Below are 16,585 nucleotides of genomic sequence, written 5' to 3'. Positions count from 1 at the left end.
CACTTTCGGGTTTCGAATCCTGTCTTTGTTTAATAACTTAGCGTCGCTTTTCAGGCAGTTACAATAATTAAATCTTACTTATAAAAATCATGAGCAAAGTTACCGTAGTAGGGGCTGGAAACGTAGGTGCAACCTGCGCAGACGTCCTAGCTTATCGCGAAATCGCAGAGGAAATTGTTTTAGTAGATATCAAAGAAGGTGTAGCCGAAGGCAAAGCCCTTGACATCTGGCAAAAAGCTCCTGTCAATCAGTATGACAGCCGTACTGTAGGAAGCACCAACGACTACAGCAAGACTGCTAACTCCGACGTAGTCGTCATCACCTCAGGCCTTCCTAGAAAACCCGGTATGACAAGGGATGATTTGATCGAAACCAATGCTGGAATCGTAAAATCAGTAACCGAAAATGTAATAAAGCATTCTCCTGATGCCATCATTATCGTAGTATCCAATCCTTTGGATGTCATGACCTATCAGGCTCACTTGACCTCTAAGCTACCACGAACCAAAGTAATGGGCATGGCTGGAATCCTAGATACTGCAAGATATCGTGCGTTTTTAGCAGAGGAGCTCAATGTCTCTCCAAAGGAAATCCAAGCCATCCTTATGGGTGGACACGGTGACACTATGGTACCTCTTCCTAGATATACCACAGTAGCAGGTATCCCTGTGACCGAATTGATCGAAAAAGATAAGCTCGATGCCATCATAGAAAGAACCAAATTCGGAGGTGGAGAATTGGTTAAATTAATGGGAACTTCTGCTTGGTATGCGCCAGGTTCTGCTGCTGCACAGATGGTAGAAGCCATCCTCAAAAATCAACGAAGAGTATTCCCTGTTTGTATCAAACTAGATGGAGAATATGGAATTGATGATTGTTATTTAGGAGTCCCTGTGATCCTCGGCAAAAATGGAATCGAAAAAGTAATCGAACTCCAGCTGAACGAGGAAGAAAAAGCACTTCTAGAAACATCTAGAGGACATGTAAAAGAAGTCATGAATGTATTGGATAAACTATCCAATTAAAATAAATTCTCTTAGCAAAACCCGGACTCCAGACGAGTAGTTTGCTGAGCCGGGTTTTGCTTTTCCTGATTTTACCAAACCAAACCCACTGATTTGAAACTCTGGAAAAGCTTACTCCTTTTAATCCTGATCACCTTTGGTGGTATAGTAGCTTATTGGGCCTATTTTTTTTATTTTGACAAGCCTTCCGTCCATTCTCTAGATCTAATTTCCGAGGATGCTGTCTTTGTCTTTGAAAGTGATCAGGGAGCCAAAATCTGGAACGAATTGGTCGATCACCCTTCTTGGGAGATATTTGAAACATTCCCTGCTTTTCAAAAAATAGCAAGCCACCTACAAACCTTTGACAGTCTTACCGGCAATTCGGGGAGAGTCAGCCGTCTCCTTGACGGAAATACCCTTACCCTCAGCTACCACCCAACAGGATCCGATAGTTTCGATTTACTTTTTACCCTTACGGCCAACCAAAACACTGGAAACGAACTCCTAGCTGAGCTAGAGTCAAAACTTCCAAGAGACAGTAAAATCGCAAAAAGAAGCTATTCTGATCAGCCCGTATTTGAATATTTTGATGGAAGCAATACTCGTCTGTGGAGCTTTTCATTTATAGGACCGGTACTCATCGCCTCTCAGTCCGCGTCGGTCATAGAAGAAGCTATTCGTCATTACCTCAATCCAGAGCTTCCCTCCTACCAAGATCTTCTTAAAGGAAAAACTCCAACCTCTAATCAAAATAGCAAACTCTGGATCAATTCTAAGGGTATTCGATCGCTAATGCGAGGAATCCTTTCGGATAAGGAAGAAATGATCATTCAGGGATTAGCAAGCTTTCCCGCTGCTGCGGAATTAGAGTTTTTCCTAGACGAAAATCAGCTAAGATTTGAAGGACCGGTACATTTGGAAGATTCCCTGAATTTCACACCTTCTATTCAGGCCAATCTCAATCAAATCGACCAATTGATCTCTGCCCGAACTACCACCGTCACACAGTACAATCTTCAAAACATTTTTGAAACTCAAAAACTGGTCAATAGAGCCTTTTCGAATAAATCTACTGTATCCGCCGAAATTCAGCGAAATCTGATTGATCTTGGACTATTAGATGATTTCACTGGAGAGATTTACCTACTTGACCTCGAGTCCTATGGGGGATCTGCTGTCAATAAAGCCCTTTTGATTCGCACTTCTGACACTTCCGCTGCCTGGGTCTTACTTAACGACTATCTCTCTGCGACAGAAGGTGAAAGTGCCACTGACTTCTATGCCGGAAGGGACATTCTTTTTGTGGATGAAGAAGATTTCCCATCCTATTTATTCAATGGAAAATTCCACGGTTTCGAACAAACTTACATCACTCAGGTCGGTCAAATGCTGGTTTTTGCCAATACTCAGCAAAGTATGAAATTGATTCTTGATGATTATGAGAATAAAAATACTTGGAACAATGCAAGCAGAGCACCAGAAGCCAAGATCGCCCTAACCTCTGCAGCAGGCTTTTCGAAAATCCTTTTGACCAAGAATAGCTGGGAGAACTGGATTTCTCAATCCAACCCTTCATGGAGCACTTTTCTACAAAAATACCGATCGGCATTTCAAGCATTCCCTTACTTTTCTTTTCGCATCAACCAACTCGCTGATGGACCAAGGGCGAGCCTTAGTTTCCCATTCCAATCAGGAAAGATCAGCCAAATCGAAAGCGAAACCTCTAGTGTCAGTCTGGAGCCCAAAAACCGCATAGAGTTTTCATCCAGGCTAGTCTATGGCCCCAAAGTAGCCATCAATCACCTTGATGTGACCGAAGATTTGGTCATTCAGGATGAAAGTCAAGTCCTTTATCAGATCAATTCAGGTGGAGATATCGTGTATAGCTACCCGCTTCCAGCGCCTATTCTATCGGATTTATTTCAAATCGATTATTACCGGAACGGAAAATTACAGATCCTATTTGCTACCTCGGGTCAGATCCATGGGGTGGATCGATTGGGCAATCCGCTACCCAACTACCCAATTTCTATTCCGGGAGAGCAGATCAGTCACTTCAACCTTGTCGACTACGACAACAACAAAAATTACAGGTATTTTGTAGCAACCACCACGGGCAACCTCTATCTCTTAGACAAAACAGGACAACAACTAGAGGGCTGGAACCCACTTTCCATTTCAGAATCACCCGTCAGTCCTCCTACCCATATCCGTGTCCCCGGCAAAGGAGACTACATGGTCAGCCTAGGAAAATCAGGCAAACTCCATCTTCTAAATCGACGGGGAGAAAAGCAAGGCGGGTCACCTATTGATCTAGGGTCTACATTTACCTCAGGCTTGATGTTTGGAAGAAATGCCAATTCTGGTGCTTTCCAATTATCGGGTGTATCTCAAAGTGGGGAAGTCATCCGACTCAACTTTGATGGGGAAATCAGTTACAGGAATCAATTGATCAAGGAAGATCGGGATAGCGAATTCAAGCTCATCCCCGATCAAAAAGGTCAAGACTTCGTAATCATCTCTAGGTCATATAATCAAGTCAAAGTAATGGACCGAAATGAACAAGAGTTGTTTACCGTCCGAGTATCAGCAGAAGAGCTGGATTTTCAATATTTTGATTTTGGAGGCAGTAGGCAGGTGATCGTGATAACTGATTTAGTGCAGGAATTTGCTTATCTCTATGACAAACAAGGGAACCTCCTGACTCAACTGCCACCAGAAAGTAACGGACCGATACAGATCAGTTACCAAGCTTCTCAAGGCCAATTACTCATCAGGACGATTGCAGGACGCTACCTGACCACATATCAACTTAGCGAGTAAACTTGGGCTGGGAGAGCGATTTAACTACCTTTGTGAGAATTGTGAAAGCTATGCAGAGAAAACCCCTATACCTACTTCTTTTTTTACTTGTCTTTTCACTCAGCAGTGAAGCTCAGCTGATAAAGGATTCACCAATGAGTGAGCAGATCTCTGATCAACTCAACCTTTCATCACCTTACTATACCACACTGACCTTTTTCTATAATCTGGAAGAAGGAAACTTTAAACCAAAAGAAGCCGCAAAAGCATTGGATATCCCGGAGGAGCTCAAGGAAGAGTCCGAGCGCCTCACCATCAAGCTTAAGCAAATCTTGGAAGGGAAAGGAATCATTATCAGAACGAGTAGTATACCCAATCTACCCTCTTACCAAGACAGTACTTCCGGGGTGAAAGAATCGGTCTACTACTTTGACAAACAAAAAATCCCCGGAATTTTTCTTGAAAAAAAGGGAAATCAGTGGAAATTCTCCTCCTTCACCGTCAGTCAGATTACCGACATGCATCAGGAGACCTATCCCTATGGGACTGACAGGCTTCTTAATTTACTCCCAAAAATCGGAAATGAGAAATACCTCGGCCTGCACCTTTGGCAGATGTTCGGGATGTTTCTTTTGATATTTCTTATTTTTCTATCTCATTTCTTCTTTACGTTTTTGCTTGACAGGGTCTTAGTTTACTTCTTCAAGCGACTAGAATATCAACAGATCGGAGAAAATTACATTCTTCCTGTAGCGAGGATTATCTCCTACTATCTCATCGTGCAGCTGCTTTCCATTTTTATGCCTGTCCTGCAGCTTCCTGTGGAAATTTGGTCTTGGATTGTGGTCATTCTCAATACTCTAAAGCCTTTCCTGATTACGCTCGCATTTTACAAACTGGTTAATGTCGTTGCTGTTTATTTTGCACGTCTAGCCACCAAAACAGAGTCTACGCTGGATGACCAGCTAGTCCCACTGATGCGAAAGACACTCAAAGCTTTTGTAGTCTTGATCGGTACACTTTTCATCCTCCGAGATGGACTTAATCTAGATATCATTCCTTTCTTGACAGGTCTCTCCATTGGTGGTGTCGCTATCGCTTTGGCGGCTCAAGACACGATCAAAAACTTCTTCGGTTCTGTGATGATTTTCATCGATAAACCATTTCAAGTAGGTGATTGGATTACCTCCGGAGATATAGATGGGACAGTGGAGGAGGTGGGCTTCCGCTCGACTCGAATCCGAACCTTCAGAAATTCCCTGATGTATGTACCTAACGGAAAAATAGCCGATGCTGTACTCGATAACCATGGACTGAGAAGGTATAGGCGCTTTTACACGACCCTAACTATCACCTACGACACCCCTCCACTTTTAATTGAGGAGTTTGTCAAAGGACTTAAAGAAATCGTCCTCGCTCACCCTGATACCAGAAAGGATTATTACCATGTGTATTTCAACAGCCTGTCAGCTTATAGTCAAGACATCATGTTTTATATCTTTTTCGAGGTACCTGGGTGGCCTGATGAATTAAGAGCAAGGCATGAAGTCTTGATTCAAATAGTCAAATTAGCCAATTCACTTGGAGTTCGTTTTGCATTCCCGACACAGACACTCCATATGGAATCTTTCCCGGAAAAGAAGGACCTCATCCCAGAGTATCCTACGGATTCTACCTATTACCAGAAAAAGCTTGGCGAGTTTTTGGGCAATGAACTTAAAAAGAAATAAAGCTCATCAGGGATTATTCTCCACGGTGAAGTACTTCCTTTCTTCGTGAACTTCCCCCTCTTTTGACAGGGTCAAAAGGACCACTTCAAAAGCCCCCCATACTTGTGAGGTCTGGATTTCCAAGGTTTGACCGGAAGGCAATTGCCTCAAAGGATCAGCAGACCAGTACAGAATAGAGCGAAAATCACCAAATGAGCTGTCCGGCATTTCAGCAATAGACCGCTTTAATTCTATAGGCAATTGTATTCCTTTGTATTGAGAAAAAATCGCATTACTCGGTAATGGAAAGCCTCCCACGTCGCTTTTGTAAGAAGAAAAACTCAATACACCTTCATATTCTTGCTCGTTCAGGAAAAATTTTCTTGCCAAAACATCTAAACGTTCGAAACGCTGTGGATTGAATGCCGCTAACTGATCGGAGTCAAAAACAGGCATCCCATCAACCAGCATCAGAGGATTTTTTTCAAAAACAGCCCCAAACTCATTAATGGATCTAAACTCTTTTTTCCCCTGTCTCGTCCTTACCGAGACCATCGGGACGTATTCTTTGATGACGGTTTCCACAGATTCAAATCGCGTATAGTCATCCAGCATAAAGGTCCGGTCTGCCACAAAGCCCGTCACCACAGGCACTGGTTCTTGTGCGTATTTTTCCGAATAGAAGCTTTGAATACCGCTACTTAGCAGAAGCTGCTGCAAAAAAGCTTCCTCATCAGCAGTTATCACCAACTCGGGAAATTCAAAATCTGATTTAAACTGAGTTTTTACGACGGGAGATTGCAGTTCAAAATCCAGCAGACTCTCGTTTTGATCTGCTTGTGCAATCACAAAATTCCAGTGCTTTAATCCTCCTATGTCAAAATACAAAGCGCCATCTCTGTCTGGACGATCTGTATAAAGCGCGGACTCTACCCCATGAACGGAGAGAAAATAAACCTTGGTAGTATCCACCTGTCTAGGATCTACCTGAGCATGAACTACATGTCCAAAAAGCTCCGGGATCAATTCACCCTTCACTTCAGAATCATAAATTTTTGAAGAGGGAATCTGAGAATCAAACTCTAAATAAGGATTTCTGAGAGCCACACGCACTTCTTTGATCTCTGCCGCAGAGGATAAATTGACAGTCAATGTCTCACCGGGGGAAAGTCGGTGTTTGGAGAGTCGGATTTCCGAAGACCCTGTTTTGCCTTCCAAAAAACGTGCTTGCGAATCTAAGCTTACTTTGGGGGGCTTTTGAGGATTAAAGACGGTTACAAATTGTTGTTTCAGGCCATTTTCAACAGCTAAGAGAGGACTGATTCTAGTATACACGCGAAGCAAATAATGATCAGATACCAATTCTCCAGGAATCTTAAGAAAGTGAAACACCGATCCCTCTTCCAATAAAAACTTCTCCAAGTAGACTGATTGATTTTGTCTATCCAAAAGTTCTGCATACACTACTTGAGAACTGCTCGCTTTCCCATTTTGAAGCACAGAAGCATCAATCCAGATTTTTTCTCCAGTAAAATAAAGCGTTTTAGGGATGGAAAAAGAGACTTCCTCCTTAACCAACTCTTGGCCTACTGACCATTTTGGCCCTATCAATAGAAATAAAATCAGCAGGCAAACTGATTTATTGACTAATATCTTATTCATAAATCCTCCCAAAAATCAGGTTTTACATTACTTCCCCGACGGGTACAGTCCACACAGGAAGCAGAAGCGTAGCGATAGCCAATGGGCTCAATCCCATTCTCGGTAAAAATCGGAAGAGTGGGGAGGTTGCCCCCTGATCGGAAAAAGGAATCATAGTCCCTGACCAATACTGTATCTGGTTCTTGGATACAGCCAAAATACTCAGGTACCACGGCCCTCCACGGAACCACGTCTCTCAAGTCAATAAATAAGCGTTGCTGCCGGACCTTCCCAATACTAACTTGACCGATGACGGGTGCATCGGGGTTCTGATCATTGGTAATATTGCCCCGAATAATCGATGGCAATGGGCTGAAAATCGAGCCTAAATCATCGGTATTCTTTTTTAAGATTTCCCAAAACTCTGAAGCATCTTTGCTCAATGCCATCTGCGAAATCAAAATACTATATCGAAGAGATAGGCGTTCATCTCCTTCATTGATCTGATTAATTGCTTGACGAAAAACAAATTGATCTTCGAACCGAGAAGAGGTTTCTAGCAACAAATCAGAATTTCGCTCGCTCTTGTAGCAAAGATCTATGCGTTCATCAGGATTTCTCAGAACTACAGCTTGTGTTTCCGGTACATATTTCACCTGAGAGGGAAATGGCGGTCGAAAAGCCCAAGTTTCCTCATAGGTCCAAAGAAAATCATCCGCATTCTGATCACCCTTTGTAGTAAGAAAGATCTCGACTCCCTCTTCATTTCGCTCAAACCCAACATCTATAATATCTGGGGTAATTATCGGAGTCATATCATCGGAAGAATAACTGTTTCCATTGGGCAGAAAAATCCGCAACTTATACTGATCCTGTTCGCTGATGTTTTCTTCAAACTGATAACTTCCTCCTCCTATATCACTGAGTGGATAGCGGTCTCCAGTAGAACTTTCCAAGTAAAGCGTGGCTCCTTCTACAGGTGACAATTGCATGGAGTTGGCTTGAATAGGACGGGTATAGCTCAGCGAAATCAAACTCCTAGATCCATCGGAATCCAAATAGCCTTCCACTACCAAAACATCTAGGTCAACCTCATCTATCTCAGGCTCAAAAGGCTCCCTACAAGCTCCAAAAGCCAATAGATTTAAAAAAAATAGATATGCTAATCGCTTCATTAAAACTTGAAATTATAGGTGATAAATGGAATAGGACGCGCAAAAATAGATAACTGATAGCCTCTCAACTGTCCTTCTACAGGAGTATAATACACCGAGTAGGGATTACTTCTACCCAAAACATTGTAGACACCTACCGACCAAGAAGAATGTGCCAATTTTCGAACTTTATGATTACCCTCTAGATTAACAGAAATATCAATTCGGAAATAATCAGGAATACGATAGGCGTTTCGATCAGAGAAATAAACCCGTTCTGAACCTGCATAATCAAACTTAGCAATAGGCAAAGTCACTGGTCTTCCTGAACTGTAATTGCCATTAATCGATGTATTTATACGCTTGCTCAATTCATAATTGGCTACCAAAATCACGTGATGAGGCTGATCAAAATTACTGGAATAAAAACGACCGGCATTGATCTTCTCTATACTTGGTTCGTCAGAGGTCTGAAGTAGTGAGCGCGAATAGGTATAAGCCAAGGAACCGGTCAAATTACCCGTGGTTTTCTTGAGCAAGAGCTCAATTCCATAGGCTTTCCCTACTGAATTCAGTACATCCTGTTCAATATTTTCATTCAAGATGAGGGTGGCTCCAGAACGATAATCCAAGAGATTATTCATATAGCGATAGTACACTTCGGCCGAAAACTCCAAGGTGTTCAGCGCCATATTCCTATAATAGCCCAGCGAAGCTTGTCCGCCAGTTTGAGGCTTAATGTATCGATCACTCAGTTTCCAGCTATCCGTCGGAGCTATTGCCGAGGTATTGGAAAGCAAATGAATATTCTGCCTCATGGTATTAAACCCAAGCTTAACCGAGGACTGATTGGTCAGTGTGTAGCGTCCGGAAACCCGGAATTCTGGTCCATGATACGTTTGAACAGTTTCGCCTTGACCATAGAACTGCTCACCAATGACATTACTTTCGGTAATCGGTGCATCAGGCACGTACTCGTTGACGGTCATCGGCCCATAAAGCTGGTAAAACATGTATCTACCTCCAAAACTCACCGATAGTCTTTCACTGAAGGTATACTCGTCTCCGAAATACAAGGAAATTTCTCTTGCTTTTTCATTATCGATCCGCTCTGGAATGACGATGGATTCCGATCCAAAAGGTTGATTTGACCCGGGGTTTAAGTCATATTGAATGGCATGTAGACCAAATTTATAAAGGTGATTTTCTCCTTTTCGATACTCAAAATCTGCACGGGCATGAAGCTGCTTCACATCAAAGTTAAATTGATATGCATTCAGCGGATTATCTTCGCCAACTATTCCAAATTCATAAGCGTCATAACCCAAGGTAAGCTTCCCTTCTAGCTGCTCATTGAAGAAATGTCTCCATGTGGCGGCAATATTGGTGTTTCGGTAGGAATAGGTGGTATCCTGATCAAACCCGAATTCATCTTCAGATAGGTAGGAGGTAATTTCTAATTGATTTTTTTCATCAAATTCATGGCGAATATTGGCATTCAAGTCGTAAAACGATGCTCTAGAACCATTAAGAGCTGCTTCATCATCCAATAGATCCAGTGCCCAGTTGGAATAGGTAGTTCTTCCCCCCACAATAAAAGTGGTCTTTTCCCCAATGGGCCCTTCCAGACTTAACCTTCCTGTCATGATTCCTACCCCTCCACTTCCGCCTATTTTATCTGACCGACCAAACTTAGGCTCTACCTGAAGCACTGAAGAGAGCCGACCTCCATAGTTGACAGGCACCGAACCTTTGAATAATTCTACCCCCGAGACCATATCCGGATTGAATGCTGAGAAAAATCCAAAAACATGCGCTGGATTGAATACGGTAGACTGATTATACAGGATCAGGTTTTGATCAGCTGCTCCACCGCGGACATTGAATCCTACACTAGCCTCTCCCACTGTATTAACACCCGGCATAGTCAATACTCCCCGAATGACATCTACCTCTCCCAAAATGGCAGGAAGGCGCTTCACTTGAGCCATGCTGATAGACTGTACACCCATATCCAGTTTGTTCACATTACTCAAAGCGCCCGAACTCACCACAATCTCATCCAGAGAAAGAAAACTCTCCTGGACTTCCATGTCCAATACACCATCTCCAAAAAGCGCAATTTGCCGTTGTTCTTGATAGCCTCCCGGATTTTGTACCACGAGGGTGTGTCTTCCTTTTGGAAGTTCGATACTATACTTACCATTTTCATCGGTGATCGCTTGGACGAAGTTCTCCCGCTCAAATATCACCGTCCCTAAAAGAGGCTCCCCATTGTCAATATTCAGAACAGTTCCTTGCAAGGTGGCAGTACTGCGATTAGGGTCCACTTTGTCCTTACCAATTTCGAAACGCATATTTCTAGCAAAAGCTCCTAGTTCGGTGCCACTCTCCATCGCTGCCTCTCCACTCTCGGCTTCGCTTCGAAGGTTAAAATAGCCCTGTGAAAAATTGACATTCATCCTTTCCCCTTTAGTGATGAATACCTTTTTGTCCCTAGAGATTGCAAATTTTAAGTCAGTTTCTGCAAATACGGTAACCAGTAAATCTTCGAGCTTACTTTCATTTGCCTGAAGATTCACCGAAATCTCAGAAAGCTGTTCTTTTTCGTAAAAAAACCGGTAATCACTTTCGGACTCAATGCGTTCTGCAAAACGCTCGAAGGGCATTCCTGCAAAAAAGCCAGAAAACCGCTTCACCTCCTGTGCTTTCAAATCCTGCCCGATCCAAATAAGGCAGAGTAAAAACAAAAACTTAATTTTCTTCATGAGAACTATTGGATTGAGAAGCTAATTGAAGAAGCTTCGCTAAAAACTCCCGAGGACTTTGATTAAAGTAAACACCCTGCCGGATCAGATGCTCACGTACTGCTTTCTTTTCAACTTGAAGAAGTTTGATGGCATCTTTTTTCTTTTTCATTGGGAAAAAGCGGCCTTCTTTCTCAAGAAAAAAGTCTTCATATTCTACATAATAGCCCACATATTCCCCTATCTCGCGGGTAGGCTTTTCTTCTTTGTAATGCTTCGAGAGCAGGCGATAATTGTCCCCCTCCTCTATGAGTTCATAAAAACTGTTTCTGTTATAATAATACCCTTCGTTCCCTTTCAATTGAATAAACTCCCGATCCTCCCCCAAAACAAAGGCATCAATTTTAGAAGGATTGATGAGCAACTTTTGTGAAAAAAGCGGGTGAAAGGTAACCACCTGATCAAACCGGATATCGTAAAGTAAGGGCACATTAGGATAAAACACCCTGTTGATAGTCAAGCCTCCCTCGGTGAAAGTACGGCTATCCAAAAAAGGAAATCCATCATATTTCCGGGGTGGTTCGGGATATTGTGCTCCAGTGATCAATTCTTGAAAAAAAGGCAATTCTTCCTGATATCGGTCAAGATTGGCCAGATTGTCATTGACAGTCTGGGCTATTGACGAAACCGTCAAAACCATACATAAGCCCCAAGAAAAAATAAATTTCCGCATGGATGAAATTACGATAGATTACACTGGAAGATTCCTATTTTTAGAAATAAGTATAAATGGTATTCTTTCTCGATAAAAGGAAAAATTCCTACACCAAAAAAGACCAAACCTAGCATGACTTCACGTAGAAACTTATTAAAAAGCCTTGCTTTGGCTCCATTGGCAACGATTGCGGGGCCTGTACAAGCTAAATCCAAGACTTCAGAGGGCTCTGATTTTAAATTTTCGCTCAATACAAGCACTATCAGAGGACAGAAACTATCCCTGTCCGAAATGATCAAAGTCACCGCTCGATCAGGATATGATGGAATAGAGCTATGGATGATGGAAATCGATGCCTACCTAGAGTCTGGTAAAACCTTAGCATCGCTGAAAAAGGAATTGGAAGATGCAGGCATCGAAGCAGTTAATGCGATAGGATTTGCCACATGGATGGCTCAGGATACTGCGAAAAGCAAACAGGGATTTGAGCAGATTGAAAAAGAAATGAACCAACTTGCGGCTATTGGCTGTACCCGAATCGCAGCTCCGGCAATCGGAGCCGAGGTACCGGTTGACCTTTTTGAAGCTGGAGAAAAGTATGCAAGACTCTTGGAATTGGGTAGAAAAACGGGCTGTATGCCACAATTGGAGTTTTGGGGTGCTTTTCCTCCTTTTTACCAATTAGGGCAGGCATTGGCAGTAGCTGCTATGGCCAATGATCCGGATGCCCGCCTTTTACCGGATATCTATCATTTATTCCGGGGTGATTCAGGCTTTGATGGATTAAAATTGATCAATGGGACGGCCATCGAGGTCTTTCACCTGAATGATTTCCCGGACACTTTACCACGAACCGAGCAAGAAGATAAGCATCGCGTTTATCCGGGAGATGGAGTTGCTCCCCTCCTAGAAGTTGCACAAACTCTGAAAGCCATGGGGGGATCAAAAGTCCTATCACTCGAGCTTTTTAATCCTAGTCTTTGGGCAATGGATGCGGATGTAGTCGCTAAAACAGGACTGGAGAAAATGAAGCAGTTCTTTGTATAATTGACAATTGGGACGTTCTAAACTGGATAAACTATCCCAGCTTTTCTCCCTCTTCATCAATTCCAAAACTCCATGATTTCATAATGCAATCTTCCGATACATTAGGAGTAGTGCATTCTTGCTGACTACCCTCAATAAGATACCCTTTCTCATTTTCCGATGGGGAAATTGATTTTGCATATTCATTAAAAAATCCTCCATAGGTTTTTTGCCATAAAACCTCACCGCCAGTATCCACCTTGATCAACAAAATGTCGTAGTTACCTTGTCCGTATGAACTCGTAGACCCAAGAATCAAAAACCCATCATCCGAAGCAGGAATTACCGATACAGCTCTATCATAGCTAGTACCTCCATATATTTTTTCCCAGATAATCTCCCCCTTCTCATTTTTAAGTGTAACCTGAATATCACACTCAGAATCCGATCCGCAATTTATCGTGGTCGTTTCAATTTGATTTGTGGATATCATCGGTAATGGAGATTTGGGTTTTACTAGGAAATCTTGTCCCAGATAACCAAGCCCAATAAGAAGGGATCCAACCAGAACAAAAGGAGAAATAGTTGATAAATAATGCATAATGGGGATTTTAGGTTTTGAATGATTAGTTTTATTTTCAGACTGGATCGTAGATTCAAAAATTTCGATTCCCAAAACTTCTTCCAGCTTCCCAGAAGAATATAAACTGGCAGTCACCTCATCTTTCTCCAAGCGCTGTATGGTGCGAAGGGAAACTCCACATCTATCTGCTAGCTCGGATTGTGTCCAACGCTTCGTTAATCGTGCCTCTTTGATTCGTTTTCCGATCGTCACCATACAAAATTCAACCAAACCCCTTTAATTCGAAAGGTCAGAAGTATGCCATTTATATGACATTCAATAGACCTGAGTTCACTAAAGTAAGAATCTCAAGTGATATGAAAGATTGCTCCAAAAAAATCACAAATTCTGATAATCCTTGTCGCACCACTTTTTAAAAAAACTTCCTGAATAAAATCAGCCAAACAAGTCCGAACTCAAATATCGGTCTCCCCGGTCACAGGTGATACAGACAATCAAACCCTCTTCGAGTTCTTTGGAGAGTTCGATCGCAGCATGTAATGCGCCACCGCTACTCATTCCTGCCAAAATCCCCTCTTCTTTTGCCATACGGCGGGTCATTACTGTCGCCTGATCCTGAGACACATCAATCACACGGTCCACACGTTCTTTTTCGAAAATAGCCGGTAAAAACTCCGGGGACCAGCGTCGGATTCCTGGAATACTCGATCCATCAGTAGGCTGCGTACCCACTATTTGAATGTTGGGATTCTTCTCTTTTAGATAGCGAGACACTCCCATAATGGTCCCTGTGGTACCCATTGCTGAAACGAAGTGTGTTACTTTTCCATCGGTATCATTCCATATTTCGGGTCCGGTAGTTTTATAGTGCGCGAGGTAATTGTCCGAATTGGCAAATTGATTCAACATGAAATAGCCCTCTTCGGCATTCATCTTTTCTGCGAGAGTACGAGAATATTCAATGGTTTTTGCTGCAGGCGTCAAGATCACCTTTGCACCATAGGCTTCCATCGAGAGTACTCGCTCCCTCGTGGAATTATCAGGCATGATCAGCGTCATATCCAGACCCAATACCTTGGCGACCATGGCAAGGGCTATTCCTGTATTCCCACTGGTGGCTTCGACTAGTTTATCTCCTTTTTTAATATCTCCTCGATCCAAGGCGGATTGCAGCATATTAAAAGCTGCTCGATCTTTGACACTTCCACCCGGATTCTGTCCTTCCATTTTACAGAGGATTTTAACCTTGGGCTTGATTAAAATATGTTGTACTTCGACTAGGGGTGTGTTTCCTATTAATTCAAAGAGTTTCATTTTCGAGTAGTATATTTCTGATGGGCTGTATGTCAATTTCCCTTTTCGATTTCATCAAAAAAGAAGTAACTGGAAAGTTTTGCAGAGGTCAAAAAATCAACCTCTCAATACGTTGAATCTTATTGGGTTTTATCCTCCTCATTTTTGAAGATGTACAAATCAGTAACCTCCGAATCTGCATGATGCATTTGTGCCTGATAATATACTTTAGAACCAGGAGCTACCGATTTGGTCAACCAGACATTCCCTCCTATAGTGCTGCCTCTACCGATGACAGTTCTTCCTCCTAGAATGGTCGCTCCTGCATAGATTACCACATGATCCTCAATCGTAGGGTGACGCTTGCTGTCTGCATCTGCTTTATCGACACTTAATGCTCCCAAAGTAACCCCTTGGTATACTTTGACATGGTTACCAATGATGGTCGTTTCCCCTATCACCACCCCTGTACCGTGATCGATACAGAAGTTTTGTCCTATTTTGGCGCCAGGGTGAATATCTACTCCTGTACGACTATGGGCTATCTCGGTAATCATTCTGGGAATTAATTTGATACCCAAGATATGAAGTTCATGAGCAATACGATAAGCAGCAATAGCATAAAAACCAGGATAAGATCGAAGAATCTCTGTTCTTGATTTGGCAGCAGGATCACCTGCATACATGGCATCCACATCCTGATTGATCCAGTCGTATACTCGCTCCAAATTGGTGAAAAACTGTGAGGAAAGCTGTCTACCATTTTGTCCATGCAGGTGGGTATTCCGCTCCAAAATCTTAGAAAGTCGTTCTTTCAACTCATCCATCCTAATTCGAAGCTCAGTCTCTTCCTTAACTTTTTGGACGGAGTGCTCTGGAAAAAGCAACCCTAAAAGCCCTTCAAAAAACTGCTGTACCACCTGAGGTGATGGACAATCGGAGCATTCTTGGTGAGCTTGGTATATTTTTTTGATCAATGAATCCATGAGATAGGTCTGATGTGCATTTAAAACACAAAACCCACTCGAATGACATAAGGTTCACCGTAGGGAGACCGCAGGTTATCATGAAGAATATTGTATAAAAAAGTAAAATTGGCACCTCCTCTGCCACCACCAAATGGAGCGAAATAGCCTCCTCCTAGAAATAAAGCATTAGACCAAATTCGCTGAAACCGGTTTTCAGCCCTATTGAAATAATCAAAATTAATGGTTTCAAGCTCTCCGTGAATAAAGATATTGGGCAAGACATTGAAGCGATTAAAGATCCTTCCTCCGTAGGTAGAGGAAGAGCCGCCTACAAAACGTCTATCATTAAAATATTGATAGGTAATCCCTACTCCTGCAGAGTAGCGTTCGGTAATCATCACACCGACTAAAGGAGAGACATCCACTAGTGTAATGGTGCCAAACTGCATTCCGAAATTCCCCCCGTAATATAAGCGGTCTTTAAATGCAATAGAATCAGCATAAATCTCCCGCTGTGCATGACTCGCTAGCAGAGTGGTAAAAAAGAACAACCCAAATAAGAGCAAAAACCTATTCCTTGACGATAACATAGAGATCTTCCGTTTTTTTCTTCATAAAGTATTTTTCACGGGCAAACTTCTCTAAAAGTTCCGGATTACTCATCAACTCTTCTCTTTCAGCCTGAATTTTCAATTTCCGCTCTTGATAGTATTCCTTTTGATCTTCGAGTTGACCAAGCTTTTGACTTAGCTTGAACTGATTGACAATATTATTGGAATCAATGAAAATCATCCAAAAAAGAAATGCTAGGGTCGCTATACCGTAGAAATTGGTAGTGAGTTTGAAAAGCTTTTTCATTAGATCAGGTTTAATCTGATTAAGTTACAAAAATGATGCAAAAACCAGCATTCCTTCATCTGAAATTAAGCTCAGGGACATT

Annotated in this window: 13 protein-coding genes; 4 read left to right on the top strand and 9 right to left on the bottom strand. The window is 42.4% G+C overall.

Annotated features, from left to right (window positions below):
* Positions 1-89 precede the first annotated feature (89 nt).
* The 3 genes from mdh (at position 90) to BLQ57_RS04225 (ending at position 5,539) form a co-directional block, all read left to right on the top strand.
* Positions 90-1,025: a malate dehydrogenase gene (gene mdh, locus BLQ57_RS04235; protein WP_087937996.1), complete on the top strand. Its 936-nt coding sequence runs from the start codon at positions 90-92 to the stop codon at positions 1,023-1,025.
* A gap of 93 nt (positions 1,026-1,118) precedes the next feature.
* Positions 1,119-3,830 carry a hypothetical protein gene (locus BLQ57_RS04230; protein WP_087937997.1) on the top strand — a complete coding sequence of 904 codons (2,712 nt, stop codon included), beginning with the start codon at positions 1,119-1,121 and terminating at the stop codon, positions 3,828-3,830.
* Positions 3,831-3,880: 50 nt separating this feature from the next.
* Complete coding sequence (locus BLQ57_RS04225; protein ID WP_087937998.1) at positions 3,881-5,539, top strand: mechanosensitive ion channel family protein; 1,659 nt, start codon at positions 3,881-3,883, stop codon at positions 5,537-5,539.
* Between the two features lie 6 nt (positions 5,540-5,545).
* On the opposite strand, the gene BLQ57_RS04220 is transcribed toward BLQ57_RS04225, so the two are convergent.
* From BLQ57_RS04220 to BLQ57_RS04205, 4 genes are read right to left on the bottom strand one after another with little or no spacing between them, the layout of a single operon-like run.
* Entirely contained in the window at positions 5,546-7,180 is a 1,635-nt protein-coding gene (locus BLQ57_RS04220) for a TonB-dependent receptor plug domain-containing protein (protein ID WP_087937999.1), read from the bottom strand.
* A complete protein-coding gene (locus BLQ57_RS04215) occupies positions 7,177-8,334 on the bottom strand; it encodes a DUF4249 domain-containing protein (RefSeq protein ID WP_087938000.1) in 1,158 nt (385 codons plus the stop codon). The genes BLQ57_RS04220 and BLQ57_RS04215 overlap by 4 nt, the downstream gene beginning before the upstream one ends.
* Positions 8,334-11,081: a TonB-dependent receptor gene (locus BLQ57_RS04210; RefSeq protein WP_087938001.1), complete on the bottom strand. Its 2,748-nt coding sequence runs from the start codon at positions 11,079-11,081 to the stop codon at positions 8,334-8,336. Before BLQ57_RS04210 ends, BLQ57_RS04215 begins: the two co-directional genes overlap by 1 nt.
* Complete coding sequence (locus BLQ57_RS04205) at positions 11,068-11,793, bottom strand: hypothetical protein (protein ID WP_092824015.1); 726 nt, start codon at positions 11,791-11,793, stop codon at positions 11,068-11,070. Before BLQ57_RS04205 ends, BLQ57_RS04210 begins: the two co-directional genes overlap by 14 nt.
* Positions 11,794-11,907: 114 nt before the next feature.
* Here BLQ57_RS04205 and BLQ57_RS04200 point away from each other — a divergent pair, with 114 nt between their 5' ends.
* Positions 11,908-12,822: a sugar phosphate isomerase/epimerase family protein gene (locus BLQ57_RS04200; protein WP_087938003.1), complete on the top strand. Its 915-nt coding sequence runs from the start codon at positions 11,908-11,910 to the stop codon at positions 12,820-12,822.
* Positions 12,823-12,853: 31 nt separating this feature from the next.
* Here the strand turns inward: BLQ57_RS04200 and BLQ57_RS04195 are convergent, their stop codons facing one another.
* From BLQ57_RS04195 to BLQ57_RS04175, 5 genes are all read right to left on the bottom strand, one after another.
* Positions 12,854-13,639: a helix-turn-helix domain-containing protein gene (locus BLQ57_RS04195; protein ID WP_087938004.1), complete on the bottom strand. Its 786-nt coding sequence runs from the start codon at positions 13,637-13,639 to the stop codon at positions 12,854-12,856.
* A gap of 180 nt (positions 13,640-13,819) precedes the next feature.
* On the bottom strand, positions 13,820-14,698 hold the full coding sequence (gene cysM, locus BLQ57_RS04190; RefSeq protein ID WP_087938005.1) for a cysteine synthase CysM: 879 nt from the start codon (positions 14,696-14,698) through the stop codon (positions 13,820-13,822).
* Between the two features lie 119 nt (positions 14,699-14,817).
* Entirely contained in the window at positions 14,818-15,663 is an 846-nt protein-coding gene (locus BLQ57_RS04185) for a serine acetyltransferase domain-containing protein (RefSeq protein ID WP_087938006.1), read from the bottom strand.
* A gap of 20 nt (positions 15,664-15,683) precedes the next feature.
* Entirely contained in the window at positions 15,684-16,235 is a 552-nt protein-coding gene (locus tag BLQ57_RS04180; RefSeq protein ID WP_087938007.1) for a hypothetical protein, read from the bottom strand.
* Positions 16,216-16,503, bottom strand: a complete 288-nt coding sequence (locus tag BLQ57_RS04175; RefSeq protein ID WP_087938008.1) for an FtsB family cell division protein — start codon at positions 16,501-16,503, stop codon at positions 16,216-16,218. The genes BLQ57_RS04180 and BLQ57_RS04175 overlap by 20 nt, the downstream gene beginning before the upstream one ends.
* Positions 16,504-16,585 lie beyond the last annotated feature (82 nt).

Origin of the sequence: Algoriphagus faecimaris (assembly GCF_900101705.1) — a bacterium.
Classification (GTDB): domain Bacteria; phylum Bacteroidota; class Bacteroidia; order Cytophagales; family Cyclobacteriaceae; genus Algoriphagus; species Algoriphagus faecimaris.
The sequence above is the reverse complement of the archived record's forward strand: the minus strand, read 5'-3'. Positions and strand labels throughout refer to the sequence as shown.